Consider the following 24148-nt stretch of genomic DNA (forward strand, 5'->3'; position numbering starts at 1 on the left):
CCTCGCATGCCCGCCGCATGCCGCGCGATCATTCCCTGGCCGGTCTCCGGGCTGACGAGCGTCCGGTGCGGCGCCTTCCCGAACATCATGTTCAGTGGCACTGGCCGCGACCATCAGAAACCGACTGGCGGTCTCTCGCTCGATCACCGTTGCGGGGGCAGCGTCGGACTCGTCCCGAGGCCTTGCAGCCCGCCGGAGACTCACCGATCTTCCCGTTTAACCCGCCAAGCCAGGCCTGGTCGGGCACCGAGGAACGCAGCGAACCCTACACAGTTGGGTGCAAAATTACCAGCCTCCAACCCACCCACCAGGCGCTCTCGCATGACGCTGGCAGGCTCGCGTGTCGCCGCCGATCAGCGGCGGCGCCGTTCCTCCGCGTACTGGTAGCGGGTCCCGCGCTTGAGCAGCAGCCCCCAAGCCTTGTCCTGCAGCATGGCGTCGAACTCAGGCGAGCGCTCGGCACGCAGCGCCACCGGGTGCGACTCGTCCCCGGTATGGGTCGCCAGCATCTCCAGGCGCTCGCGATTGGCCCCATAGTGGCTGACCAGGAAATCGCGCATGGAGTCACTCAGTGGCAGGTTGTAGATGCGCGTGAGGCGCAGCGCCAGCCACTCGGCCATGCGCCCGAGATCCTGCCGGACCTTGCGCACCATCGCCGAGCCCAGGCCTGCCTTGGCATCCGCGCTCATGCCCACGTAGAGCCCGCCCAGATAGGCCGCGGGATTGGCATATATCGCGCGCTGGATACTGGGATTCGTAAGATCCACCAGCGGCTCCATGATCAAGGCGAGCTGGATCCCGATCCGCTTGGCGGTCTCCGCATCCAGTGCCGAGCCGCCAAAGTAAAACAGGTCACCCTCGCGCTCGATCTTGAGTTCCTTGAGGAAAGAGCAGAAGTGGCTGGCCAGTTTCAGCTTCTGGTCGTCGGTCAGTTCGATCAGCTCCTCGCTCACCCGGATGCCGCGCACGCTGCGTTTGAACCAGCGCTTCTCGCCGCGCTTCTCCACCTGCGCCCGACGCAGGGCCTCCCAGCGTTCTACCGCGTTGGTGTACCGGCTTTGCGACTGCATCAGGTGATCGCGCGCCTCACGCAGGTCCTCGACTCGGCGCAGCGCAAGACCGAGGAGCTGCCCATCCGCGGAATTTTCCGGAGGTTCGAGATCCTCCAGTCGCTGCAGCGCCTCCAGCACCTGACGCCCCAGACTGACGATCGGCTCGCGCAGGGCCTGTGGATCCAGGCCCGACGCCTCGTGCTGGGATAGCAGGATGCCGAGGGAGCGCAGGCGGCTGACCACCCCGGCCTGAGCCACACGGAAGCGGTTGCCCTGGGATTCGAGGCGGTCCAGGGCAGCCCCGAGCTGCCAGCCCCCCGACCATTCGAAGCTCAGCCGCTTGATCTGGCGTCCGTTCACCAACTCGAAGGCGAGGACAAAGATCGCTTGTACGTCGTCGAGGGTGCAGCGCGCCAGGTCATCGGCGTCCGCGGCGGAGAACAGTCGATCCAGGAACTGATCCACCCGGCGCACACCGTCCTCCTGGGTTGGCGCCACGCCCCGCAGGCGGTCGCGCAGGAGGTCCGCAACCTCCGGCGCCTCGTGGTGCAGCTTCTCCAGGGCCGCGAGCCGGGAGTCCTCGGTCGCATCCACCAGATCGCCCACCCGCGCGCGCAGACCCAGGCGACGATAAATCTCGATCTGCTCCGCGGCGGCCGCCAGGCTGGCATCGCCGGTCATCTCGCGCACCGCGACCGCCACGGCCTCGGGGGCGATATCCACTTCGTGCAGCAGGACTTGGGCTGCCTTGCGCCGACGCATGTCCGGGGTCATCTCGCCCATCGCCAGGTCGCGGGTGACGAACAGCAGATCCGGCAGCAAGTCGATGGTGTTGCGCAGCTGATCGCGCGAGCGCTCCTGGCGCTTGCCCCGTGTGGCGTCCGCAACGAAACGCGCGACCAGGCCGATGACCCCGAACAGCAGGGTGTAAACGGCAAAGAAGATGAAGTTCTGTGCCGGGGCGGCGTGGCCGAAACCGAGGAAGTAGCCGCCCTGCATTGCCAGGAACGTGACTGGCCCGGCGGCCCACAGCAACTGCAGGAAGTTCAGGGACCAGGGAACACGCCGCGCGGTGGCGGCCACCTCGGTAATGCGGCTGCGCCCGGCCGCCTCGATCAGGACATGTTCCTGTGACGGTCCGCCGGCCTGCGGGCTTTCCTGGCCCTGTGCCTCCCTGCGTTTACGAAAGCGACCGAACACGCGCCCCTGCTCCGGAATGGGTGGTTACCGCCGGCATGGCCGCAACGCTCCCCTTAGTGTAGGGAAACCGTGTTCGGTTCGCGCGCGCCGGGCGATACTCGCGCGAGCGGCCCGGCGCGTCCGATGCAGCCTCAGGCGGCGTCGCTGGGCTGTGCCCGGGCCTCCCCGGGCGGGGTGGAGATCACTTCGGGGGCATCGTCACGATAGAGGTAATCGCGGGTCAGCGGCACCGCATCCTGCTGCTTGGCCATCTGCACATGGAAGACCACCTGGCCCCACCAGCGGAAAGTGCCCTCGCAACTCGCCAGGTAAAACTCCCACATGCGGCAGAACCGCTCATCGAAGCGTTCGACGGCCTCGCCCCGCACCTCCTGGAAGCGGCGATACCACTCGGCCAGCGTCTCGGCGTAATGCAGGCGCCAGAACTCGATATCGGTGGTGTCCAGCGGCGTGGGCTCCAGCGCGCCCATCACCTCGGACAGGGCCGGCGTATACCCGCCCGGAAAGATGTACTTGCTCAACCACGGGTTGGAGGTGCCCGGTGGCTCCTGGCGCCCGATGGTGTGCAGCACCGCGATGCCTTCCGGCTTCAGCAGATCATGCACGCGCCGGAAGAACGTCTCGTAGTTGGGCGTGCCCACATGCTCGAACATGCCGACGCTGACGATGCGGTCGTACTGGTCGTCGTGTTCGCGGTAGTCCTGATAGAGGAACCGCACCCGATCCTCGAGTCCCCGACGCTTGGCCTCGTCACGGGCAACCCGCAACTGCTCCTTCGACAGCGTCACGCCATCCACATGGACACCGGCATGCTCGGCGAGATGGAAGGCCAGACCGCCCCAGCCGCAACCGATGTCGAGCACCCGCATGCCCGGCTCCAGCATCAACTTCTTCCGCAGCATCGCGCACTTGGCCTGCTGCGCCTCTTCCAGCGTCATATCCGGGCGCTCGAAATAGGCGCAGCTGTAGAACATGCCCTCGTCCAGAAACTGACGATAAAGCCACTCATCGACGTCGTAGTGATGGGCGATGTTCTGGTAACAGCGCGCCACCTTGTTGCCCTGCTCGATCAGGGCCCGCAGCATGCGCACTGCAGGGTTGACCCGCTGCTTGAACATCGGCGCGAAGTTGCGCATGGCCACGTCGAGGAACACCTGCAGGCCCTCGGGGCCGGGCGACCACAGGCCGTCCATGTAGGTCTCGCCCAGCTGGAAACCCGGGTCGCGCCCAATCTTGCGTAACGCCGCCTTGTCATGCACCTGCATGGTGATTTCCGGCGCGCCGTTCCCGAAACGCTGCTCACGGCCATCCGGATGCCGCAGCACGAAGGTCCCGTAGCGTATGTACTGCTCCAGTAACCGCTCGATCATCTCTACCCCTGTCCTTGTTCTAGCGGTCGGGTCTCTCAGCCCCCACGCGTAACGCCGAACGTGACCGTGCCGCAGACTCTAGACTCAGTCTAATAACCGATGTCTCGCATTGTCCACGCAGCCGCCGGAGGGAGAAGACACCGAGCACATCTTGATGTGCGGCCCGGCTGACCGACGGCAATCCCTTCTGTAATCGCCTACAACTCATGGGGACAGTACCGCATTCCCGCGCCCGATGGCATACCCCGAAGATCGCTTTCCCCAACGTCGAAAAAACGGCTACCCTGCACCCATGACGCTACGACCCACCCAAGCCTGCCAGCACTGCACCCTGCGCCAGCTTTGCCTGCCCATGGGCCTGCCCCAGGATGAACTCTGGCAACTCGACCAAGTCGTCCAGCAACGCCGGCCGATCGCCAAGGGTGCGCCCCTGTTCACCATGGGGACCAAGTTCGAAGCGCTGTACGCGGTCCGCACCGGGGCACTGAAAACGGTGCTGATCTCCGATGACGGGACCGAACAGATCACCGGCTTCGCGCTGGCCGGCGACCTCCTGGGGCTGGACGCGATCCACTCTGGCAAGCACCCGGTCAGTGCCATTGCACTGGAGTCCACCAGCGTCTGCGCCGTGCCCTACGGGCATGTCGACGACCTCGCCGGCCGCCTGCCGACCTTCCGCCAGCACATGATGAGCGTGATGAGCCAGGAACTGGCCCAGGACGAAAGCCTGCACGCCTTGCTCGGCCAACGTACCGCGGAGCAGCGTCTGGCGACCTTCCTGATCGCCCTGTCGGAGCGTCATCGCGCCCGCGGCCTGTCCCCCGAGCGGTTCTACCTGCCCATGTCCCGGGCAGACATCGCCAACCACCTGGGCCTGACCCAGGAAACCATCAGCCGGCTGTTTACTCAGCTGCGCAACCAGGGCGTAATCAACCTGCACACCCGGGACCTGGAGATCCTCCAGCCCGACGGCCTGCGCAACACGGCCGGGGTCACCTTCACCTCCGCCGCGAGCAGTGCCTGAAGCCGGGGACATCCCGGAGCCGGCCACGGACTTCGACGCCTTCTGGGCATTCGCCGACGCACTGTGGGTCGATCCCACCGCTCGCGAACGTCTGATGCGCTGGCAGGACGAATGTGGCGTGGACGTGATGCTGGCGTTGTTTGCCCTGTGGTACCCGCAGCCCCTCGGCCCCTCGCAATGGCGCGTACTGCGGCAAACGGCCCGGCGCTGGCAGTCATCCTCCACCGAACGCCTCCGCGCACTGCGCCGGCGGCTCCACACCCCCGAGCGCAACGCGCTCTACCGCGCGGTGCTGGCACTGGAGCTTCAAAGCGAGCGGCTCGCCGGCCTGCAACTGCTCGCGGAGGCCCGGCGCCTGGCGCCGCAGACCACCCCCGCATTCGCCATCGACCCCCAGCGCCGATTGCGCACCCTGTTCCCCGATCTGCCGGACGCCGACATCCGCGACGGATTGCGCGAGTTCATGGCCGCCTGAACCGCGCGTGGTGCACGCAAGGGCGCATTCCGGCTATCCTCCCCGCACATTGACCGAACACGGCAGGATTCATGTCGGATGATCTGCGCAGCCAGCTCCTGAAAACGGGGCTGGTCGACGAAAAACAGGTTCGCCAGGCCAAGTCGCAAAAGCACAAGGCCCAGAAGGGGAACGCGAAGAAGAAGAAGGACCGCAACACGGGTCCGGACCCGGGCGTGGCCGAAGCGCGCAAGGCCGAGCAGGCCGAGCGTTCGCGACAGAAGAACCGCGAACAGCAGGAACGTGCCGAACGCCGGGCCCGCCACGCGCAAATCCGCGAACTGGTCAGCACCCACCTGGCGCCGATTCCCACCGGCGATGCCGCGCTGGATTATCACTTCCAGCAGGGCGGGCAGATCCGCCACCTCCCGGTGACCGCCGACCTGCAAAAGCGCCTGGCCGACGGCCGCGCCGCGCTTGCCGGCCTGGATGTGCGCCCGGAAAAGGGATTCCGGGTCATCCCGCGCGAGACCGCCGACCGCATCCGCGAGCGCGATCCGGAATGGCCACTGGTCATCCCCGCCGAGGACGAAACCGGATCGGAACCTGCCCCGGACGACCCATACAAGGACTACGTGGTACCCGACGACCTCATGTGGTGACCCGCAGGGGAATCCCCGCAGGCCAGCGATCCAATCAGTCGGTTGCGCGCTTCACGTCCGCGGCGGGCATGCCGCTTTGCTGCGGGCGCCGCGCCTCGTCACTGGACATGTCCTGCGGCGTGATGCCGCCCTGCTCCAGGCCCTGGGCGGGGCCGGCCGACTCCTCCGGCTCGCCGCCGCTGCCGCAGCCTAGCGCCAGCAGACCCACGGCCGTCAGACCGATCACCAGGGGGGCGGCTCGCTGAATCTCTCGCATCATCTTCACTCTTGATCCATGTGTACTCGAAGCCTGCAAACTCTGCGGCGGGCGCGCAACATCGAGTGTAACAGGCGGGGGGTTCCGGCAAGGGCTTCAGGCGGCGCCCACCGGCAGGATCCGGGTCCCCGCTTGCCCGGCCAGGATAGCCGCGGCGTCCTCCAGCGAACCGATCCCGACCCGAATGCCGCCCTGGGCAGCGCGCCGTGCAGCCTCCATCTTCGGCCCCATGGAACCGCCCGGGTACGCCGCCGGCTCCACGGCCGTAACCAGAAGCGCCTTCAGGCGCCGGGCGTCCGGCGTGCCCCAGTCCATGTAGACGCCGTCGACATCGGTCAGCATCAACAGCCAGTCCGCCCCGACATGCGCGGCCAGGCGCGCGGCCGTCAGGTCCTTGTCCACCACGGCCTCGATGCCGTATAGACGCCCGACGCCGTCACGCGCGACCGGTACGCCGCCGCCCCCGGCACAAATCGCCACCGACCCGCCATCCACGAGACTGCGAACGGCCTCCATACCCAGTAGGCGTTGTGGCTCCGGCGATGCCACCACCCGCCGCCAACCCTCGCCGTCTGGCGCCACGTCCCAGCCACGCTCGTCGGCCAGCGCGCGGGCGCGGGCCGCGTCCCAGGTCGGGCCAATGAACTTTTCCGGGTGGTCGAAGGCGGGGTCGTTCGGGTCGACCTCGGTCTGGGTGAGCAAGCTTGCCACCCGGTCATGGCCCAGCGCGTTATGCAGCTCCCGCGCCAGGATGTAGCCGATCATGCCGTGGCTCTCGGCCCCGACCACATCCAGCGGCCAGGCGATGCGATCGCATTCCGCCTGATTGGCGAGCAACCCCACCTGCGGCCCGTTGCCGTGGGTGACGACCACCTCGTGCTCGCACGCCACAGCCGCGATGGCTGCCGCCGCACGCTGGGCGTTGTGCTGCTGGGCCTCGGCCGAGGGGGTCTCGCCGCGTTGCAGCAGGGCGTTGCCGCCCAGCGCGATCACGATACGCATGGCGGGCCTACTCCGTACTTGAAGGGTTGGGTCAGGTGCGCGGGAGCGTGACGCCGCGCTGGCCCTGGTATTTGCCACCGCGGTCCTTGTAGGAGGTCTCGCAGACCTCGTCGGACTGCAGGAACAGCATCTGCGCCACGCCCTCGTTGGCGTAGATCTTGGCGGGCAGCGGCGTGGTGTTGGAGAACTCCAGCGTCACGTGGCCCTCCCACTCGGGCTCCAGCGGGGTCACGTTCACGATGATGCCGCAGCGCGCGTAGGTCGACTTGCCCAGACAGATGGTCAGCACATCGCGCGGGATGCGGAAGTACTCGACCGTATGCGCCAGGGCAAAGGAGTTTGGCGGGATAATGCAGCAGTCCGACTGCACGTCCACGAAACTGCCCTCGTCGAAGCCCTTGGGGTCGACAATGCTGGAGTTAATGTTGGTGAAGATCTTGAAGTGATCGGAGCACCGCACGTCATAGCCGTAGCTCGAGGTCCCGTAGGACACGATCCGCTGCTCGTCGCGGTAGCGGATCTGGCCGGGCTCGAAGGGCTCGATCATGCCCTTCGTCTCGGCCATCTCCCGAATCCAGCGGTCCGCCTTGATGCTCATTGGCCCTGTCCCTGGTGGCGCACCGGATCAGTTGTCCTGGATCACGATGTTGGGGAATTTGCTGCTGTAGTCCTTGGACTGCTCAGCCAGCTTGGCACCCGTGCGCCGTGCGATCTCGCGGTAGATCTCCGTGATGCGGCCCTCCGGGTCGGCGACCACGGTGGGTTCGCCACCGTCCGCCTGCTCGCGGATGCGGATGTCCAGCGGCAGTGCGCCCAGCAGATCCACGCCGTATTCCTCCGCCATGCCCTCGGCGCCGCCCTGGCCGAAGATGTATTCCTCGTGGCCGCACTTCGAGCAGATGTGGATGCTCATGTTCTCGATGATGCCGAGCACCGGCACCTCGACCTTCTCGAACATGCGCAGGCCCTTGCGCGCATCCAGCAACGCGATGTCCTGCGGCGTGGTCACGATCACCGAACCGGAGACCGGGATCTTCTGCGACAGGGTGAGCTGGATGTCACCGGTGCCCGGCGGCAGGTCGATGATCAGGTAGTCCAGCTCCTTCCAGTTGGTCTCGTTCAGGAGCTGCTCCAGCGCCTGGGTAACCATCGGGCCACGCCAGATCATTGGCGTGTCCTCGTCGATCAGGAAACCAATGGACATCGCCTGCACGCCGTGGCGCTCCAGCGGCTCCATGCTCTTGCCGTCCTTGGATTCCGGCTTGTCCTTGATCCCCAGCATGCGCGGCTGGCTGGGGCCATAGATGTCGGCATCCAGGATACCGACCTGCGCGCCCTCGGCGACCAGGGCCAGCGCCAGGTTGACCGCGGTCGTGGACTTGCCCACCCCGCCCTTGCCGGAGGCCACGGCGATGATGTTCTTGATCCCCGCCATCGGCTTCAGGCTCTTCTGCACCGCGTGGGTCGTGACCTTCGTGCTGATGGTGACCTCGGAGGACTCGAGCCCGGCCACACCCGCCAGTGCACCCTGGATGGCGGCGCGCAGCTCGTCGTGGTACCCAGCAGCGGAATACCCCATCTGGATATCGATCGCGGCACGGGCACCGTCCACACGAATGTCCCGGACCTCGCCGGCGGCGACCAGGTCCTGCTCGAGGTACTTGTCCTGAACGGTCTTCAGGGCGTTTTCGATCTGCTCTCGCGCGAGTTCGGCCATGGGTACGTGGCATCCGATGTTGGGAGTGATCGCGCGATTCTACTGGCCTCGGTGCACCACGCCAATGGCACCACGAGCCACCCGTCCTTTCCGAAGCCCCCAGGCGCGAATCAAGGCAGGTGTCAAGGCCCTTGCGACGGTTTTATGCACAAAGGACCTGAAGATAGGGAACATCGGCCAAGATAGGCGAACAAGCATCTAAGTCGCTGCACAATTGTTCCGCAAAGTACTGTTTGTCCTGCCTTCTTATGTGTTGGTCGTTTTTTAACCAATTTGTCATGCGGCCTTGTGTGGCAAGGCCTGGCGACCGATTCCACCGGGTTGCCCACAGAGTTATCCACAACTTCTGTGGACAACATGCCGGAGCCCTTGGCACGCCTCGACAACCCGCGAGCCAAACCCGACAATAGCGCCCCTGCACCCGCGCCCGGTGCCACCCAAACGAGCCAAGCAATGACCGATACCCCGCGCAAGATCCTCGTCACCAGCGCCCTGCCCTACGCCAACGGCCCGATCCACCTGGGCCACCTGGTGGAATACATCCAGACCGATATCTGGGTGCGCTTCCAGCGTTCGCGCGGCCACGAGGTCATCTATGTCTGCGCGGACGACGCCCACGGCACGCCGATCATGCTCAAGGCGCGCGCCGAGGGCATCGAGCCGGAGGAACTGATCGCCCGCGTGCGCCAGGAGCACGAGGCCGACTTCGCCGACTTCCGCATCGGGTTCGACCACTACCACTCGACCCATTCGGACGAGAACCGCGAGCTGGCCGGGCAGATCTACACCGCGCTGCGCGATGCCGGACATATCGAGACCCGCACCATCGACCAGGCCTATGACCCCGAGGCCGGGATGTTCCTGCCCGATCGGTTCATCAAGGGCACCTGCCCCAAATGCGGCGCCGCGGAACAGTACGGCGATTCCTGCGAGGCCTGCGGCGCGACCTACAGCCCGCTGGACCTGAAGGACCCGGTCTCCGCGATCAGCGGTGCGCGCCCGGAGTCGCGCGCCTCCGAGCACTACTTCTTCAAGCTCGGCGACTTCGAGGCCTTCCTGCGCGAATGGACCCGCTCCGGACGCCTGCAGGACGCGATCCGCAACAAGCTGGACGAGTGGTTCGACACCGGTCTCAGTGACTGGGACATCTCCCGCGACAAACCCTACTTCGGCTTCGAGATCCCCGATGCGCCGGGCAAGTACTTCTACGTCTGGCTCGACGCACCGATCGGCTACATGGCGAGCTTTCGCGCCTACGCCGCGCAGCAGGGGCTGGACTTCGACGCCTGGTGGGGGGCGGACTCCGACGCCGAGCTGTATCACTTCATCGGCAAGGACATCGCCTACTTCCACACCCTGTTCTGGCCGGCCATGCTGCACGGTGCGGGCTATCGCACCCCCTCGGCGGTGTTCTGCCACGGCTTTCTGACCGTCAACGGGCAGAAGATGTCCAAGTCGCGCGGCACCTTCATTCGCGCCCGCGACTACCTGGAGCACCTGAACCCGGAATCCCTGCGCTACTACCTGGCCGCCAAGCTAGGCGACAGCGTCGACGACCTGGACCTGAATTTCGAAGACTTCGTGCAGCGCGTGAACTCGGACCTGGTCGGCAAGGTGGTCAACATCGCCAGTCGTTGCGCCGGCTTCATCAACAAGCGCTCCAACGGCGAACTGGCCGCGGAACTCCCGCGCCCGGACCTGCACGAGGCCTTCGTCGCCGAGGGCGAGGCGATTGCCGAGGCGTTCGAGAAGCGCGAATTCGCCCAGGCGATGCGCCGCATCATGGCCCTGGCCGACCAGGCCAACCAGTACATCGACGAGGCCCAACCCTGGGTCCTGGCGAAGCAGGAGGGCCGCGAGGCCGAGGTCCAGGCGATCAACACCCAGGGGCTGGACCTGTTCCGGATCCTGATCGTCTATCTCGCCCCGGTGCTGCCGAAACTGGCCGCCGACGCCGCCGAGTTCCTGGACCTGGAAGACACCCGCTGGGCCAGCCGCGAGCCGCTGGTCGGACGCAGCATCCAGAAGTTCAAGCCGCTGATGACCCGCATCGAAGCGGAGACCATCGACAAGCTGCTGGAGGCGTCGAAGGCCACCCTGGCCGCGACCGAGGCATCCAGCGCCACCGACAACGCCGCCCCAGAGGCGAACGTGGATCCGATCGCCGCGACCATCGACTTCGACACCTTCGCCCAGGTGGATCTGCGCATCGCGCGCATCGCCAACGCCGAACACGTCGAGGGCGCGGACAAGCTGCTGAAGCTGACCCTGGACATCGGCGACGAGACGCGCCAGGTATTCGCCGGCATCAAGTCCGCCTACGCGCCGGAGGACTTGATCGGTCGGCATACCGTGATGGTCGCCAACCTGGCCCCGCGCAAGATGCGCTTCGGCGTCTCCGAGGGCATGGTGCTGGCCGCCGGCCCGGGCGGCTCGGAGCTGTACATCCTGAATCCGGATGACGGCGCCCGGCCCGGCATGCGCGTCAAGTAGTGCCCGCCCCCGGCGGCGCGATTTACGCAGAACACCCGCGGCCCATGGATTTGCGCCCGTTGCTCGCGTAAGCTGCCGCTCTTTTCTCGGTCCCCGGACGCATGGAACAAAGCCCCGAATTCAAAGCACAGGTCCGCCTGCTGGCCGACGCCGGACGCGAGCTCGCGGAACGCGGCTGGCTCCCCGCGCGCACCGGGCACTTCTCCGCGCGCCTGGATGACCAGCACATTGTCATTACCGCTCCCGGGCGCGGCAAGGATCTGCTGGATGCGCACGACTTCATGGTCGTCGATCTGGAAGGCCACCTGATCTCCGGCAGCGGAGACCCCGGGCCCGAGACCTTCCTGCACATCATCATGTACCGCCACGACCCCAAGCTGGGGGCCGTGCTGCACACGCACAGCGTCCACGGCACGGTGCTTTCGCGCCAGGTCGCCGGGACGCTGTTGCTGCGCGACTACGAGGCCCTGCGCGAACTCCCGGGTTGCGAACACCCCTCGCGCGGCCTCCAGATCCCGGTGTTCGCCAATCACCCGGACATGCAGCAGCTGGCCGCCCAGGTCGACGCCGCCATGACGCGCCATCCGGAGCTCGCCGGGTATCTGATCAACGGGCACGGCCTCTACACCTGGGGTCAGACCGTAGAACTGGCGATGCAGCGAACCGAGGCCTTCGAGTTCATGTTCGAATGCGAGACGCTGGCCCGCCAGCTCGTCGTGTAATGGCCGCCTCTGCCGCGCATTCGGCGCCTCAGGCCATCATCCTGGCCTTCGAAGGGATCCTTGCCCCATCCGGCGTGCTGCGCGAGACGCTGGAGCCACATGCCCAAGAGGCGCTGCCCGGCTTCCTCGAGCGTCACGCGGAGTCCACCGCGGTACAACGCACCCTGGCGGATATCCTCGCCTACTCCGGGCGCGAGCTGGACGCGGATGGCCTTCTCGCCCAGATCCGCGCCTGGATTCGCGGCGGCCAGGACATTACCCCGGTGCGCCAACTGCAGGGCATGGTCTGGGCGGACGCGCTGGAGGCCGGCGCGCTGCAGCCGCAACTGGACGCGGCCACAGCCGAAGCCCTGGTGCACCTGCACGCGGCCGGCGTCGCCCTCTACAGTTTCGGCGCAACCCCGGCCCCGGTGCAGCGCGACTGGCTGCGCCACAGTCCGCACCCGGAAGTGGAAGAGTGCCTGGACGGGCTGTTCGATACCCGGATCGGGGGCCGGCGGGATGCCGGCAGTTACCGCCGTCTGGCGGAAGAGATCGGCCGCACGCCCGAGACGGTGCTGGTCCTGTCCGCGCGTGGCGACGAGCTCGATTGCGCTCACCAGGCCTGGCTCATGACCGCCCGGCCCGAGGCCGACCCGAATCCGCAGGACGCGCATCCGGTACGGTCCTTGAGCTCGCTCATGCCCGCGGGCGCGCAGGGCGGCTAGTCTCTTACTCGGGACCGCTGACAAGAAGGTTGTCCGCCGCACACCTGGAACCCGCCCAAAGACGGGGTCAACCCGCAGAAAGCGGGTACCCACGAAGCCCTCGGGGTTGAGTACGCTGTACCACTCCCGGATACTGTATTGTTGACCTGACGACTCGGATTTAACGTGGAATACGTCCTGATACTCATCAGTACGATCCTCGTGAACAACTTCGTACTGGTGAAGTTTCTGGGCCTGTGCCCGTTCATGGGGGTCTCACGCAAGGTCGAGACGGCCACCGGCATGGGCCTGGCCACGACCTTCGTGCTGACGTTGTCCGCGGTCAGCTCCTACGTGATCAACGAGTACCTGCTGCTCCCGCTCGGGCTGGAGTACCTGCGCACCATCGCCTTCATCCTGGTGATCGCCGCCGTGGTGCAGTTCACCGAACTGGTGGTGCGCAAGACCTCGCCCCTGCTGTACAACGTGCTGGGCATCTTCCTGCCTCTGATCACTACCAATTGCGCGGTGCTGGGCGTCGCCCTGCTGAACGTCCAGGAGGCGCACAACTTCGTCGAGTCGGCCCTGTACGGCTTCGGCGCCGCGGTCGGTTTCTCGCTGGTCCTGATCCTGTTCTCCGCCATCCGCGAGCGGATCGCGGTGGCCGACGTGCCGGTGATGTTCCGCGGCAGCGCGATCGCCATGATCACCGCCGGGCTGATGTCGCTGGGGTTCATGGGCTTCTCCGGGCTGGTTCGGCTGTGAGCGTGCTGTACGCCATCCTCGCGATCGGCGGCCTGGCCGCCGTGTTCGGGGTGATTCTGGGCTTCGCCGCGCAGCGCTTTCGCGTGGAGGCGGATCCAGTCGTCGATCAGATCGATGCCCTGCTGCCGCAGACCCAGTGCGGCCAGTGCTCGTATCCCGGCTGCCGCCCGTACGCCGAGGCCATCGCCGCGGGCGAAGCGGACATCAACCGCTGTCCGCCCGGCGGCCAGGCGACCGTGCGTGCCCTCGCGGACCTGCTCGACCGCGAACCCACGCCCCTGGAGGAAGAAGAACAGGAGAAGGCCGTCGCCATCATCGACGAGAACATCTGCATCGGCTGCACCCTGTGCATCCAGGCCTGCCCGGTGGACGCGATCCTCGGGGCTGCCAAGCAGATGCACACCGTGATCGAGGAAGAATGCACCGGCTGCGAGCTGTGCATCGAGCCCTGCCCGGTGGACTGCATCACCATGGTCCCGGTCGGCACCGACATCACCGAATGGCGCTGGTCGGAGCCGAACCCTTCGCCGATCGAACGGCCCATCCACGTCATCGCGGACGGTTCGCGGCAGTCCGGCTGAGCCGGATGCCCGCGAACCGTTAGAATACGCTTATGCAGCTGCATCGCTTCCATGGGGGCCTGAAACTGGCCGAAGAGACCGACGCCAGCACCCGCGACCCGGTGCTGGTGATGGGCGTGCCGTCCCGGCTGATCGTCCCCCTGGGCCAGCATATCGGCGAGGCGGCGGAGCCCTGCGTGGCAGTCGGGGACCGTGTGACCAAGGGCCAGCGGATTGGCCAGTCCAAGGGCTATATCGCAGCCCACGTGCATGCCCCCACCTCCGGCGAGGTGGTAGAGATCGCCGACCACGCGGTACCCCACCCTTCGGGCCTCAGCGCCCCCTGCATGACCATCCAAAGCGATGGCCGCGACGACTGGGGCGAAACCCGCATGGAGCCCTGGCTGGACTGGGACACCCGCGACCCGCGCAAGCTGCGCCAACGCATTCGCGATGCCGGGATCGTCGGACTGGGCGGGGCCGCCTTTCCTACCGCGGTCAAGCTCAATCCGCGCGCCGGCCAGCGCATCCACACGCTGATCGTGAACGGGGCCGAGTGCGAACCCTACATCAGCGCCGACGACTCGCTGCTGCGCAGTGCCCCCGAGGCGGTATTCGAGGGCATCCGCATCGTCGCCCACCTGCTGGGTGTGGAGCGCGTACTGTTCGCGGTGGAAGACAACATGCCGGAGGCCATGCGGGCACTGACCGAGACCCTCCCCGGCGAGCTGCGCGAACGGGTCCAGTTGGTCTCGGTGCCATCCATCTATCCCACCGGCGGCGAGCGCCAGCTGATCAAGGTCCTCACCGGCCAGGAGGTCCCCAGCGGCGGCCTGCCGGCGGATATCGGGATGATCTGCAACAACCCGGGTACCTTCAAGGCGGTCTGCGATGCGGTGATCCAGGGTCGCCCGCTATTGTCGCGCATCGTCACCGTCACCGGGCCGGGCGTGCAGCATCCGCGCAATGTCGAGGCCCTGCTGGGGACCCCGTTCGCCGATGTGATCGCCGCCGCCGGTGGCTATGCCGAGGGCGTGGACCGCCTGGTGATGGGCGGCCCGATGATGGGCTTCGCGGTCCATGACGACGCCATCCCGGTGATCAAGGGGACCAACTGCCTGCTGGCGACCCGCCCGCAGGACACGCCCGCACCCGGCCCGCTGATGCCCTGCATCCGCTGCGGCGAGTGCGCGGCCGTCTGCCCGGCGCAACTGCTGCCGCAGCAGCTGTACTGGCAGGCCAGGGCCAAGGACTTCGACGCGACCCAGGAGTACGGCCTGTTCGACTGCATCGAATGTGGCTGCTGCGCGCATGTCTGCCCCAGCAACATCCCGCTGGTGCAGTACTACCGCTATGCCAAGAACGAGATCTGGGCGCGCGAGAAGGAGCGCCAGAAGTCGGATATCGCGCGCGAACGCTACGAGTTTCGCCAGGAACGCATCGAGCGCGAGGAACGCGAAAAGGCCGAACGCATGGCCAAGAAGAAGGCCGCGCTCAAGAAAAAAGACAGCAGCGCCGACGGCGACAGTAACGAAAACAGTGACAAACAGGCCGCCATTCAGGCCGCGCTCGAGCGCGCCCGAGCGCGCAAGGCCGCCAAGGCCGGGGACGCCGTCGAGGGCGCGGCGACCGAGCAAGCGGACAAGGCGGCCGCCACCCCCGAGACGCACACCGAACCCGCCCAATCCGGCGAACGTGATTCCACGGACACGGGCAACCGCTGATGCGCTTTCGCACCGAATCCTCGCCGCACATGATCCCGGCCCACTCGGTGGGTGGGGTCATGCAGCAGGTCCTGATGGCGCTGGTGCCCGGCACCCTCGCCATGGCCTGGTTCTTCGGCTGGGGCGTACTGGTCAATGTGGTCCTGGCAGTGCTGTTCGCGGTGGCCTTCGAGGCCGCGATCGTCGCCGCCCGCAAGCGCCCGGTGATGGCCACGCTGGGCGACAACTCGGCGATCGTCACCGGCTGGCTATTCGCGCTGGCGGTACCGCCGCTCACACCCGTCTGGGTCACCCTGATCGGCATCGCCTTCGGCATCATCGTCGCCAAGCACCTGTATGGCGGGCTGGGCTACAACCCGTTCAACCCGGCGATGGTCGGCTACGTGGTGGTACTGGTCTCGTTCCCGCGCGAAATGGCCCTGTGGCCGGCCCCGGACACCCTGTCCGAGATGTCGCTGGGCCTCGGGCAGACGCTGCAGACGGTCCTCACCGGCAGCCTCCCGGCCGCCATGGACTGGGATGCCATCACCCGCGCCACACCGCTGGATGCGATGCGCGAGGGCCTGGGCGCCGGGCGCACGGTCAACGAGATCACCACCAGCCCGCTGTTCGGCACCTTCAGCGAAACCAGCTGGGAGTGGATCGGCAATTTCTTCCTGCTCGGCGGGTTGTACCTGTTGTTCCGGCGGATCATCCACTGGCACATCCCGGTGGCGGTAATCCTGGGCGTGGCGATCCCGGCCGGCTTCTTCTGGATGCTGGACCCGGACTCCTTCGCCTCGCCGGCCTTCCATGTATTCAGCGGCGCGGTGATCATCGGCGCCTTCTTCATCGCCACCGACCCGGTGTCCGCCTCCACCACCCCGCTGGGGCGCATCCTCTACGGGGCCGGTATCGGCCTGCTGATCTTCGTCATCCGCACCTGGGGCGGCTACCCGGATGCGGTCGCCTTCGCCGTACTGTTGATGAACATGGTCGCGCCGACCCTGGACCACCTGACGCGCCCGCGCATCTTCGGGCGCGAGCGCCGCGGACCGCCACCGGGGGACGGCCATGGGTAACCTGAAGCCACGGGACATCCTGCTGGCGACCGCCCTGCTCGCTGGTTTTGCCGCCGCCGGGGCCGGCATCGTCGCCCTGGTACAGGACTCCACCGAGGCGCGCATCGCGGAGAACCGCATGGCGGTCAATCGCAACCGCATCGCGGAGCTGACCGGGGAACTCGACTACCGCAACGACCCGGTCCACGACACCATCGATCTGCACCACGAGCTGCTGGGTGGAGGCCCCCTGCCGGTCTGGTTCGCCCGCGATGCCGAGGACGAGGTGGTCGGTATCGTCTTCTCCGCGATCGCCCCGGACGGCTACAGTGGCAATATCCACCTGCTGATCGGCGTCGACCGCGACGGCGAACTCCAGGGCGTGCGGGTCTCCGCGCACCGCGAGACCCCGGGCCTGGGCGATGCCATTGAGGCCGAGCGCTCCGACTGGATCCGCGGCTTCGACGGGCGCTCGCTGGGCAACCCACCGACCGAGGGCTGGCACGTGCGCAAGGACGGCGGGGTCTTCGACCAGTTCACCGGGGCCACCATTACCCCGCGTGCGGTGGTTCGCGCCGTCTATCGCACGCTGGAATACTTCGACCATCACCGCGACGAATTGCTGGCGACCCGGCCCGAGGAAACCGGCTCCGTCACGGAACCGCTCCCGACCAGCGAGACCAACGGGGACGACGAGGCAAGCCGATGAATCCGACCCTGACCGACATCATTCGCGACGGCCTGTGGCACAACAACCCCGGGCTGGTGCAGCTGCTGGGACTGTGCCCGCTGCTGGCGATCTCCGGCACCATGGTCAACGCGATTGGCCTCGGCATTGCGACCACCCTGACCCTGCTGCTGTCGAACGTGCTGGTCTCGCTGATCCGTGACCATGCCCGCCCGGAGATCCGCATCCCGGTGTACGTGCTGATCATTGCCTCCATCGTCACCGCCATCGAACTGGCGATGAACGCCTGGTTTCACGGGCTGTATCTGATCCTCGGCATCTTCATCCCGCTGATCGTGACCAACTGCGCGATCATCGGCCGCGCCGAGGCCTTCGCCTCACGCAACTCGGTCCCGCGCGCGGCGCTGGACGGGCTGATGATGGGGCTGGGCTTCACCGGCGTGCTGATTGCCCTGGGTGCCCTGCGCGAGGTCCTCGGCCAGGGCACGCTGATGGCCAACGCCCACCTGCTGTTCGGCGACTGGGGCCACGGCATGACCCTGCAGCTCTACCCGTCCGAGCACGGCTTCCTGCTGGCCCTGCTGCCCCCCGGCGCCTTCATGGCCATGGGCCTCCTGATCGCCGCCAAGAACTGGATCGACAGCCAGTTCGAAGCGGAACCGAGCCCCACCGGCGACGAGACCGCGACCGCAACCGAGGCGAGCCCCGACAACGCCTGATCGGCTCCGGCCTTGATTCCTGGCTGTCAGCCGGTAAACTTCCGGCGCCACGAATCCGTTCTACCGGGGCCACCGCCCCGGACATTCAAACGTCCCAGGAGATTGGCATGGCTGGACACTTCCCGTTTGCTGGCAAGCGCGGCACGCGCTACGGCCTCGCCCCGCGCGGCACGATCGCCGCCTTTTTCGAGAACCACGGGTTCAACGACGAACTCCAGGAGAAGTACTACAAGTGGTGGTATGACTTCGCCAAGGACTTTGTCGAGAAGGACAGCGACCTGTCCTACACCATGATCCGCAAGTTCGACAGCTACCCGATGGGCACCCATGCCCACCATGCGTTCCACTTGAACGACAAATACTGGCCGAGCTGCCTGGACGAGCTGGGTTCGTTCATCCGTGACGTGATCTTCCCGAAGATGGACGAAAAGGCGATGCACGACATCGAAGAGAAGCACGCCAAGTTGATCAAGGACCTGGAGAAGGAAGCCGAGTCCAACCCGCGCGACGCCGCGCCGGATGTCGGCCTCTTCCGCCACGTCTGAGCAACGTCACTACGCGAGTTGCCGGCCCCGCGAAGCGGGGCCGGTTTGTTTGGAGCCCCCGCATCCATGAATGCCGCGAAGCGTGAAGCCATCTTCGAGCGCCTGAAGGCGGCGAACCCCGCGCCGACGACCGAGCTCGACTACGCCACCCCGTTTGAACTGCTGATCGCGGTCATCCTGTCCGCCCAGGCCACGGATGTCGGCGTCAACAAGGCCACGCGCCGCCTCTACCCGGTGGCGAACACCCCCGAGGCGATCCTCGAGCTGGGCCTCGACGGCCTCAAGGAACACATCAAGACCATCGGCCTGTATAACGCCAAGGCCGAGAACGTAATGAAGACCTGCCGCATGCTGGTCGAGCGCCACGGCGGCGAGGTCCCCCGTGACCGCGAATCGCTGGAGGCCCTGCCCGGCGTCGGGCGCAAGACCGCGAACGTCATCCTCAACACGGCCTTCGGCGTCCCCACCATCGCGGTGGACACCCACATCTTCCGGGTCGCCAACCGCACCGGCCTGGCCCCCGGAAAGACCGTGCTGGAGGTGGAGAAGCGCCTGATGCGCCTGACCCCGAAGACCTACTTGCAGGACGCCCACCACTGGCTGATCCTGCACGGGCGCTACGTCTGCAAGGCGCGCAAGCCGGAGTGCTGGCACTGCCCGATCGCGGACCTGTGCGAATACAAGGCAAAGACACCTCCCCCTGTCGGCGCCTGAACGAACCTACCCCCTTCAAGGAACCTCCCATGTACGGCAACCGCGACCAGATCCGCACCCAGTTCGTCGACGCCTGGCAGAAGGCGCAGGCCGGCGAGGCCCTGACCGATCTGGAGCAGCAACTGGTGGACGTGATCTCGGAACACCCCGAGTACCACGACTACCTGAAAGACCGCGAGACCGCGCTGACCGGCGAATTCCCGCCCGAGCTCGGCACCTCCAACCCGTTCCTGCACATGGCGATGCACCTGAGCCTGCGCGACCAGGCGCGCACCGACCGCCCAGCCGGCACCCGCCAGCTGCACCAGGGGCTGTGCGCCCGCTTTGGCGTCATGGATGCCGAGCACCGGATGATGGAATGCCTGGGCCAGATCCTGTGGGAAGCCCAGCGCAGCAACGCCGCGCCGGACGAGAATGCCTACCTCGAGTGCATCAAGCGCCTGGCGAGCCGCTGACCGCGGAACCCGACCCGCCCACCGATACCGGCCGTCGGTCCACACCCCAACGGTCCAGCAATACCAGCATGGCGGGCGTAAACAGCAGGGTCAGCGGAGTCGCAAACAACAGCCCTCCGGCGATGGCCGTCGCCAGCTGGACCCAGAACCCGGTGACCGGCGCACCCACGTAGAAGTCCCGGCCGGCAAAGTCCACCGTCCACGCCAGCACCATCGGCAACAGGCCGAGGATGGTCGTGATCGCCGTCAACAGCACCGGCCGCATCCGCTGCGCGGCCGCGCGCAGGACCGCCTCCATCGCATCCAGCCCAAGCCTGCGCTGCTCGTTGTAGGTATCGATCAGCACGATGTTGTTGTTCACCACGATCCCCGCCAACGCCAGCACGCCGATCCCGCTCATCACGATACCGAAGGGCTCCCCGCGCAAGAGCAGCGCCAGCAGCACCCCGGCGGTGGAAAACACGATGGCCGAGAGCACCAGAAAGGCCTGGGAGAAGCGATTGAACTGGGTCACCATCATCGCGAGCATCAGGAACAGCGACAGCCCGAACGCCCCCAGCAGGAAGTTCGTGGCCTCGGCCTGCTCCTCCGCCTGACCGCGAAAGCGCAGCTGCACCTCGGCGTCCAGCTCCATGTCGGCCATCCGGCCTTCGAGCGCACGCTGGCGCTCGTCTACCAGATAGCCGGGGCCCGCATCCGCCTCCAGGGTGTACGCACGCTGGCCATCGCGGCGCTTGATCAGGCCGGTCGCCGGCACCGGCACCAACTCGGCGAAATGGGCCAGCGGCACCAGCCCGGTGGCCCCCGGCAGGTTCAGGCCCGCCAGCTGCTGAAGATGGCGCTGCGCGGCCGGCAAGCGCAAGCGGATATCAACCTCCTCGTCGCTGTAGTCCGGGCGGTAGGTTCCCAGCAAGATCCCGCTGGTGACCAGTTGCACGCCCTCGCCCAGCAACGGGACATCAACCCCGAAGCGAGCCGCCTGTTCACGGTCAAAGCGCACCTCCAGCTCCACCCCGGGCAAGGGCAGGTCGTCGGTCACGTCCACGAACCCGCCGAGGGCGTCCATTTCGGCGCGCAGCTGACGGATCACGGGTGCAATCCGCTCGGGGTCGGCGCTGGCGGCCTCGAGCACGATCGGACGACCCTCGCTCGGTCCACGTTCCTGGGCGCGGAACTGCAGGCGAATCCCCGGCAGGTCCGCGGTCCGCCGGCGGAGATCTTCGATGATCGACTCCGCCGGTGGCCGCTGCCGCCAGCCAATCAGTTCCAGCTGGATCACCCCGATCACGTCCTCGGCATAGTCGCCCTGCAGACGGCCCAGCTGGGTCCCGATGGTGCGCGCGTAGACGTGGCGGATCTCGGGTACGCCGTGCAGAGTGCCCTCCACCTGGCGGACCAGGGCATCCGCCTCCCATACCGAGAGATCGCCGCGTGCCTGCACCTGGACCTGCACGAAATCGGGCTCGACCTGCGGGAAAAACTCCACACCCCGGCCCTGCGTGGCATACAGCGCGTAGGCCACCACGACCACCGCGACCGTCCCCGCCAGCGTCCAGCCGGGATGCCGCACCAGGGATTGCAGCAGGTGGATATAGGCACGCGTAATCCCCTGCAGTTCGTCGTAGCGTCCCTCCTCTGCCGCGCGCACGTAGCGCGTCTGCGCGGCGTTGATCGGCCGGCTCTGCCCGATCACGGCACCCAGTGCCGGGATAAAGACCAGTGCCATCGCCAGCGAGGCGATCAGGGTCACGATCACGGTGGCCGGCAGGTAGACGATGAACTCGCCGACCATGCCGGGCCACAGCAGCATGGGCGCGAACACCGCCAGCGTGGTCCCAATGGCCGTGGTGATGGGCCAGGCCATGCGCTGGGCAGCCGCGCGGAACGCATCCGCCCGGGCCATGCCCTCGGCCACATAGCGATCCGCCAGCTCCACGACCACCACGGCACCGTCCACCAGCATGCCCACGACCAGGATCAGGCCGAACAGCACCACCACGTTCAGTGTGAAACCCATCAGGTAGATCACCAGGATGCCGCCGAGGAAGGCCCCGGGAATCGCCATTCCCACCAGCAGCGCCGCGCGCGCCCCCATCATCGCCAGGATCACCAGCGCCACGATCAGCATCGCGGTGATCACGCTGTTCTCCAGGTCCCCCAGCAGGTCACCTACATCCCGCGCCATGTCCTGCAGATAGGTCACCTCCACGGCTTCCGGCCAGTCGGCGCGGGCAGCCTCGATGGTCGCGCGGGCGGCCGCGACCACCTCGAGGATATTGGCCTCCGACGCCTTGCGGATTTCCAGGGACACCGAAGGCTGACCATCGATGCGGGTGAAGCCCTCGGGGTCGCGGTAGGTCTGACGCACCTCCGCGACATCGCGCACCCGCACCACCGCATCGCCCTCCACACGGATCGCGGTGTCCAGCACGTCGTCGACATCATCAATGGTGCCCGGCACGCGCAGCGGAATACGTCCGGCCCCGGTGTCCAGCGCGCCGGCCGCCACCAGCCGGTTGTTGCGCTCGATCGCGCGGGTCAGTTCGCTGAAGGACAACTCATAGGTCTCCAGCACCAGCGGATCGACCAGGACCTCCATCTGCTCCTCGCGATCCCCGCCGACATCCGCCTCCAGCACCCCGGGGATCGCCTCGACCCGGTCGCGCAGCTCGCGCGCCAGGCGCACCAGCGCCCGCTCGTCCAGCGGCCCGGAGAGATTCAGCGTCAGCACCGGAAACAGCGACAGATCGACCTCGGAGACGCTCGGCTCCTCCGCACCCGCCGGCAGTTCGGGGCGCACCTGGTCGACCTCCTCGCGCAGGTCCGACAGCGCCTGGCGGTTGTCCCAGCCCGGCTCGAAGTCCAGACGCACCAGGGCAAAGCCCTCGCCCGCCCAGGACTGCATCTCGTCCACCCCGGGCAGTGCCTGCAGCTCGCGCTCCAGCGGCCGCAGCATCAAGCGCTCGGCGTCTTCCGGACTGACCCCGGGATACGGCACCGAGACAAAGAAGATCGGCACATCGATCTCCGGTGCCGCCTCCTTGGGCACGATGTGGTAGGCGGTCGCCCCCAGCACCAGGATCAACAGAAGAAAAAGCAGTACCGTCCGGGCATGTGCCACCGCCCAGGCGATCAGGGACCTCACGGCGCCGCCCCGTCCACCGATTCCGGCACCGCCGCCCCCGGGTCCGCCTGCGCCGCTTGCGGGCGCACCCGCTCGCCATCGGTCACGAAACCGTGGCCGATGGTGATCACCCGTGCCGTTTCGGGCAGGCCGGTCACCCAGACGCCATCGGCCGCGGCCCGGATCACCTCTACGGCGTGGAACACCACTCGATCCGCCGCGTCGACCGTCTTCACCCCCACACGCCCGGCGTCATCCAGCCCCATCCAGGCCGGGGACAGCTTGTGCGCCTGCACCACGGCGGTCGGGATCTCGACGCCGGCACTGATACCCGACGGCAGGGCCTCGTCCGGGTTCGGTACCGCGATCTCGACGCGAAAGGTCTGCGTGCCCGGTTCGGCCACGCGCGAAACGAACCGTACTTCGCCCTCGGCACGCCGTCGATCAAGGAAACGGATCCGCGCCGACTGGCCCGGCTCGACCCGCCCGATCTGATGCTGGGGTACATGCACCACCGCCAGGAGCGGGTCGTTGTCGACCACCTCCGCCACCGGGTCGCCGCGACTGACGAAGTCACCACGATCCGCCAGGCGCTGATTCACGATCCCCGCGACGGGTGCAACAATCCGCGTGTTGCGGATATCCAGCTCGACTGCCTCGAGCCCGGCCCGCGCGGCCTCGCGCTCCGCCTCGCGGGCCTCCAGCTGGGTACGCGAGACATGCCCCTGGTCGTGCAGGCGCTGGGCCGCCTCGTATTCGCTCTCCGCCCCGCGCAACCGGGCGATTGCCTGGCGCCGCCGCGCCTCGCGATCATCCATGCGCAGGTTCGCGAGTTCATCCCCCACAGCCACCCGCGCGCCTCGGGCCACGGCCCATTCCGCGACTTGGCCTTCGGTCTCCGCGCGAACCATCACGCGCAGATCCGGTTCCACCCGCCCTTGCAGCACCAGCAAACGCTCTACCGGGTCGGCCGTGAGCTCCGTTACCGCCACCGCCATGGGCTGGGGATCGCTTGCCCGCGGCGCCTCCTCCGTCTCGCGCCCGAGCATCCCGGAGACAATCCAGACCACCACGAGCACCAGAATGCCCAGGGCGATGAACAACCGGGACTGGGCGCGCAGGCGCTGCCAGACAGACCCGCTCACGCTACGCTTCCAGCCGCGCCCGGACGAACCG

At 67.1% G+C, this 24148-nt stretch carries 23 protein-coding genes and 1 riboswitch; of the genes, 15 read left to right on the forward strand and 8 right to left on the reverse strand.

What is annotated here, in order from left to right:
* Nucleotides 1–19: 19 nt before the first annotated feature.
* Nucleotides 20–266, reverse strand: a riboswitch (cobalamin riboswitch).
* Between the two features lie 87 nt (nucleotides 267–353).
* Complete coding sequence (locus D575_RS0111300; RefSeq protein ID WP_018146024.1) at nucleotides 354–2252, reverse strand: hypothetical protein; 1899 nt, start codon at nucleotides 2250–2252, stop codon at nucleotides 354–356.
* A gap of 131 nt (nucleotides 2253–2383) precedes the next feature.
* Nucleotides 2384–3622 carry a cyclopropane-fatty-acyl-phospholipid synthase family protein gene (locus D575_RS0111305; RefSeq protein WP_018146025.1) on the reverse strand — a complete coding sequence of 413 codons (1239 nt, stop codon included), beginning with the start codon at nucleotides 3620–3622 and terminating at the stop codon, nucleotides 2384–2386.
* 292 nt (nucleotides 3623–3914) lie between these two features.
* Here D575_RS0111305 and fnr point away from each other — a divergent pair, with 292 nt between their 5' ends.
* The 3 genes from fnr to D575_RS0111320 all read left to right on the forward strand — a co-directional run bounded on the left by fnr (nucleotide 3915) and on the right by D575_RS0111320 (nucleotide 5762).
* Nucleotides 3915–4646, forward strand: a complete 732-nt coding sequence (gene fnr, locus D575_RS0111310) for a fumarate/nitrate reduction transcriptional regulator Fnr (protein ID WP_038032278.1) — start codon at nucleotides 3915–3917, stop codon at nucleotides 4644–4646.
* Nucleotides 4639–5121: a DUF2390 domain-containing protein gene (locus tag D575_RS0111315; protein WP_018146027.1), complete on the forward strand. Its 483-nt coding sequence runs from the start codon at nucleotides 4639–4641 to the stop codon at nucleotides 5119–5121. Before fnr ends, D575_RS0111315 begins: the two co-directional genes overlap by 8 nt.
* 71 nt (nucleotides 5122–5192) lie before the next feature.
* Nucleotides 5193–5762 carry a DUF2058 domain-containing protein gene (locus D575_RS0111320; RefSeq protein WP_018146028.1) on the forward strand — a complete coding sequence of 190 codons (570 nt, stop codon included), beginning with the start codon at nucleotides 5193–5195 and terminating at the stop codon, nucleotides 5760–5762.
* 34 nt (nucleotides 5763–5796) lie between these two features.
* Here the strand turns inward: D575_RS0111320 and D575_RS0111325 are convergent, their stop codons facing one another.
* From D575_RS0111325 to apbC, 4 genes are all read right to left on the reverse strand, one after another.
* Nucleotides 5797–6018, reverse strand: a complete 222-nt coding sequence (locus D575_RS0111325) for a hypothetical protein (RefSeq protein ID WP_026182140.1) — start codon at nucleotides 6016–6018, stop codon at nucleotides 5797–5799.
* A 96-nt stretch (nucleotides 6019–6114) separates the two neighbouring features.
* Nucleotides 6115–7020, reverse strand: coding sequence for a carbamate kinase (locus tag D575_RS0111330; protein ID WP_018146030.1), 906 nt, complete (start codon nucleotides 7018–7020; stop codon nucleotides 6115–6117).
* A gap of 31 nt (nucleotides 7021–7051) precedes the next feature.
* A complete protein-coding gene (gene dcd / locus D575_RS0111335; RefSeq protein ID WP_018146031.1) occupies nucleotides 7052–7618 on the reverse strand; it encodes a dCTP deaminase in 567 nt (188 codons plus the stop codon).
* Nucleotides 7619–7645: 27 nt separating this feature from the next.
* Nucleotides 7646–8737 carry an iron-sulfur cluster carrier protein ApbC gene (gene apbC, locus D575_RS0111340; protein ID WP_018146032.1) on the reverse strand — a complete coding sequence of 364 codons (1092 nt, stop codon included), beginning with the start codon at nucleotides 8735–8737 and terminating at the stop codon, nucleotides 7646–7648.
* Between the two features lie 453 nt (nucleotides 8738–9190).
* On the opposite strand from apbC, the gene metG reads away from it, so the two are divergent.
* The 12 genes from metG to D575_RS0111400 all read left to right on the forward strand — a co-directional run bounded on the left by metG (nucleotide 9191) and on the right by D575_RS0111400 (nucleotide 19848).
* Complete coding sequence (gene metG, locus D575_RS0111345) at nucleotides 9191–11230, forward strand: methionine--tRNA ligase (protein WP_018146033.1); 2040 nt, start codon at nucleotides 9191–9193, stop codon at nucleotides 11228–11230.
* Nucleotides 11231–11331: 101 nt separating this feature from the next.
* Nucleotides 11332–11952, forward strand: a complete 621-nt coding sequence (gene mtnB / locus D575_RS0111350; protein ID WP_018146034.1) for a methylthioribulose 1-phosphate dehydratase — start codon at nucleotides 11332–11334, stop codon at nucleotides 11950–11952.
* Entirely contained in the window at nucleotides 11952–12659 is a 708-nt protein-coding gene (locus D575_RS0111355; RefSeq protein WP_018146035.1) for a hypothetical protein, read from the forward strand. Before mtnB ends, D575_RS0111355 begins: the two co-directional genes overlap by 1 nt.
* 165 nt (nucleotides 12660–12824) lie before the next feature.
* Nucleotides 12825–13403 (forward strand): electron transport complex subunit RsxA, encoded by a 579-nt coding sequence (gene rsxA, locus D575_RS0111360; protein WP_018146036.1) that lies wholly within the window; start codon nucleotides 12825–12827, stop codon nucleotides 13401–13403.
* Nucleotides 13400–13984 carry an electron transport complex subunit RsxB gene (gene rsxB, locus D575_RS0111365; protein ID WP_018146037.1) on the forward strand — a complete coding sequence of 195 codons (585 nt, stop codon included), beginning with the start codon at nucleotides 13400–13402 and terminating at the stop codon, nucleotides 13982–13984. The genes rsxA and rsxB overlap by 4 nt, the downstream gene beginning before the upstream one ends.
* Before the next feature lie 32 nt (nucleotides 13985–14016).
* Nucleotides 14017–15687 carry an electron transport complex subunit RsxC gene (gene rsxC / locus D575_RS0111370; protein WP_018146038.1) on the forward strand — a complete coding sequence of 557 codons (1671 nt, stop codon included), beginning with the start codon at nucleotides 14017–14019 and terminating at the stop codon, nucleotides 15685–15687.
* Entirely contained in the window at nucleotides 15687–16748 is a 1062-nt protein-coding gene (gene rsxD / locus D575_RS0111375; RefSeq protein ID WP_018146039.1) for an electron transport complex subunit RsxD, read from the forward strand. The genes rsxC and rsxD overlap by 1 nt, the downstream gene beginning before the upstream one ends.
* Complete coding sequence (rsxG, locus tag D575_RS0111380) at nucleotides 16741–17436, forward strand: electron transport complex subunit RsxG (RefSeq protein ID WP_018146040.1); 696 nt, start codon at nucleotides 16741–16743, stop codon at nucleotides 17434–17436. Before rsxD ends, rsxG begins: the two co-directional genes overlap by 8 nt.
* On the forward strand, nucleotides 17433–18134 hold the full coding sequence (locus D575_RS0111385) for an electron transport complex subunit E (RefSeq protein ID WP_018146041.1): 702 nt from the start codon (nucleotides 17433–17435) through the stop codon (nucleotides 18132–18134). The genes rsxG and D575_RS0111385 overlap by 4 nt, the downstream gene beginning before the upstream one ends.
* 107 nt (nucleotides 18135–18241) lie before the next feature.
* The gene (locus D575_RS0111390; protein WP_018146042.1) at nucleotides 18242–18679 is read left to right on the forward strand and encodes a hypothetical protein; all 438 of its coding nucleotides are present in this window, start codon (nucleotides 18242–18244) and stop codon (nucleotides 18677–18679) included.
* A 66-nt stretch (nucleotides 18680–18745) separates the two neighbouring features.
* The gene (nth, locus tag D575_RS0111395) at nucleotides 18746–19393 is read left to right on the forward strand and encodes an endonuclease III (protein ID WP_018146043.1); all 648 of its coding nucleotides are present in this window, start codon (nucleotides 18746–18748) and stop codon (nucleotides 19391–19393) included.
* Nucleotides 19394–19422: 29 nt separating this feature from the next.
* Nucleotides 19423–19848 (forward strand): DUF1841 family protein, encoded by a 426-nt coding sequence (locus D575_RS0111400; protein ID WP_018146044.1) that lies wholly within the window; start codon nucleotides 19423–19425, stop codon nucleotides 19846–19848.
* On the opposite strand, the gene D575_RS0111405 is transcribed toward D575_RS0111400, so the two are convergent.
* Nucleotides 19826–22993 (reverse strand): efflux RND transporter permease subunit, encoded by a 3168-nt coding sequence (locus tag D575_RS0111405; protein ID WP_018146045.1) that lies wholly within the window; start codon nucleotides 22991–22993, stop codon nucleotides 19826–19828. The two genes, D575_RS0111400 and D575_RS0111405, sit on opposite strands and share 23 nt — an antisense overlap.
* A complete protein-coding gene (locus D575_RS0111410; protein ID WP_018146046.1) occupies nucleotides 22990–24117 on the reverse strand; it encodes an efflux RND transporter periplasmic adaptor subunit in 1128 nt (375 codons plus the stop codon). The genes D575_RS0111405 and D575_RS0111410 overlap by 4 nt, the downstream gene beginning before the upstream one ends.
* Nucleotides 24118–24148 lie beyond the last annotated feature (31 nt).

Origin of the sequence: Thioalkalivibrio sp. AKL6 (genome assembly GCF_000376905.1) — a bacterium.
GTDB classification, from domain to species: Bacteria; Pseudomonadota; Gammaproteobacteria; order Ectothiorhodospirales; family Ectothiorhodospiraceae; genus Thioalkalivibrio; species Thioalkalivibrio versutus.

Coding starts and splice junctions, on each gene's coding strand:
- D575_RS0111305 (WP_018146025.1), bottom strand. CDS start 3,622: ATGATCGAGCGGTTACTGGAGCAGTACATACGCTACGGGACCTTCGTG.
- fnr (WP_038032278.1), top strand. CDS start 3,915: ATGACGCTACGACCCACCCAAGCCTGCCAGCACTGCACCCTGCGCCAG.
- D575_RS0111320 (WP_018146028.1), top strand. CDS start 5,193: ATGTCGGATGATCTGCGCAGCCAGCTCCTGAAAACGGGGCTGGTCGAC.
- D575_RS0111325 (WP_026182140.1), bottom strand. CDS start 6,018: ATGCGAGAGATTCAGCGAGCCGCCCCCCTGGTGATCGGTCTGACGGCC.
- D575_RS0111330 (WP_018146030.1), bottom strand. CDS start 7,020: ATGCGTATCGTGATCGCGCTGGGCGGCAACGCCCTGCTGCAACGCGGC.
- dcd (WP_018146031.1), bottom strand. CDS start 7,618: ATGAGCATCAAGGCGGACCGCTGGATTCGGGAGATGGCCGAGACGAAG.
- apbC (WP_018146032.1), bottom strand. CDS start 8,737: ATGGCCGAACTCGCGCGAGAGCAGATCGAAAACGCCCTGAAGACCGTT.
- metG (WP_018146033.1), top strand. CDS start 9,191: ATGACCGATACCCCGCGCAAGATCCTCGTCACCAGCGCCCTGCCCTAC.
- mtnB (WP_018146034.1), top strand. CDS start 11,332: ATGGAACAAAGCCCCGAATTCAAAGCACAGGTCCGCCTGCTGGCCGAC.
- D575_RS0111355 (WP_018146035.1), top strand. CDS start 11,952: ATGGCCGCCTCTGCCGCGCATTCGGCGCCTCAGGCCATCATCCTGGCC.
- rsxC (WP_018146038.1), top strand. CDS start 14,017: ATGCAGCTGCATCGCTTCCATGGGGGCCTGAAACTGGCCGAAGAGACC.
- rsxD (WP_018146039.1), top strand. CDS start 15,687: ATGCGCTTTCGCACCGAATCCTCGCCGCACATGATCCCGGCCCACTCG.
- rsxG (WP_018146040.1), top strand. CDS start 16,741: ATGGGTAACCTGAAGCCACGGGACATCCTGCTGGCGACCGCCCTGCTC.
- D575_RS0111385 (WP_018146041.1), top strand. CDS start 17,433: ATGAATCCGACCCTGACCGACATCATTCGCGACGGCCTGTGGCACAAC.
- D575_RS0111390 (WP_018146042.1), top strand. CDS start 18,242: ATGGCTGGACACTTCCCGTTTGCTGGCAAGCGCGGCACGCGCTACGGC.
- nth (WP_018146043.1), top strand. CDS start 18,746: ATGAATGCCGCGAAGCGTGAAGCCATCTTCGAGCGCCTGAAGGCGGCG.
- D575_RS0111400 (WP_018146044.1), top strand. CDS start 19,423: ATGTACGGCAACCGCGACCAGATCCGCACCCAGTTCGTCGACGCCTGG.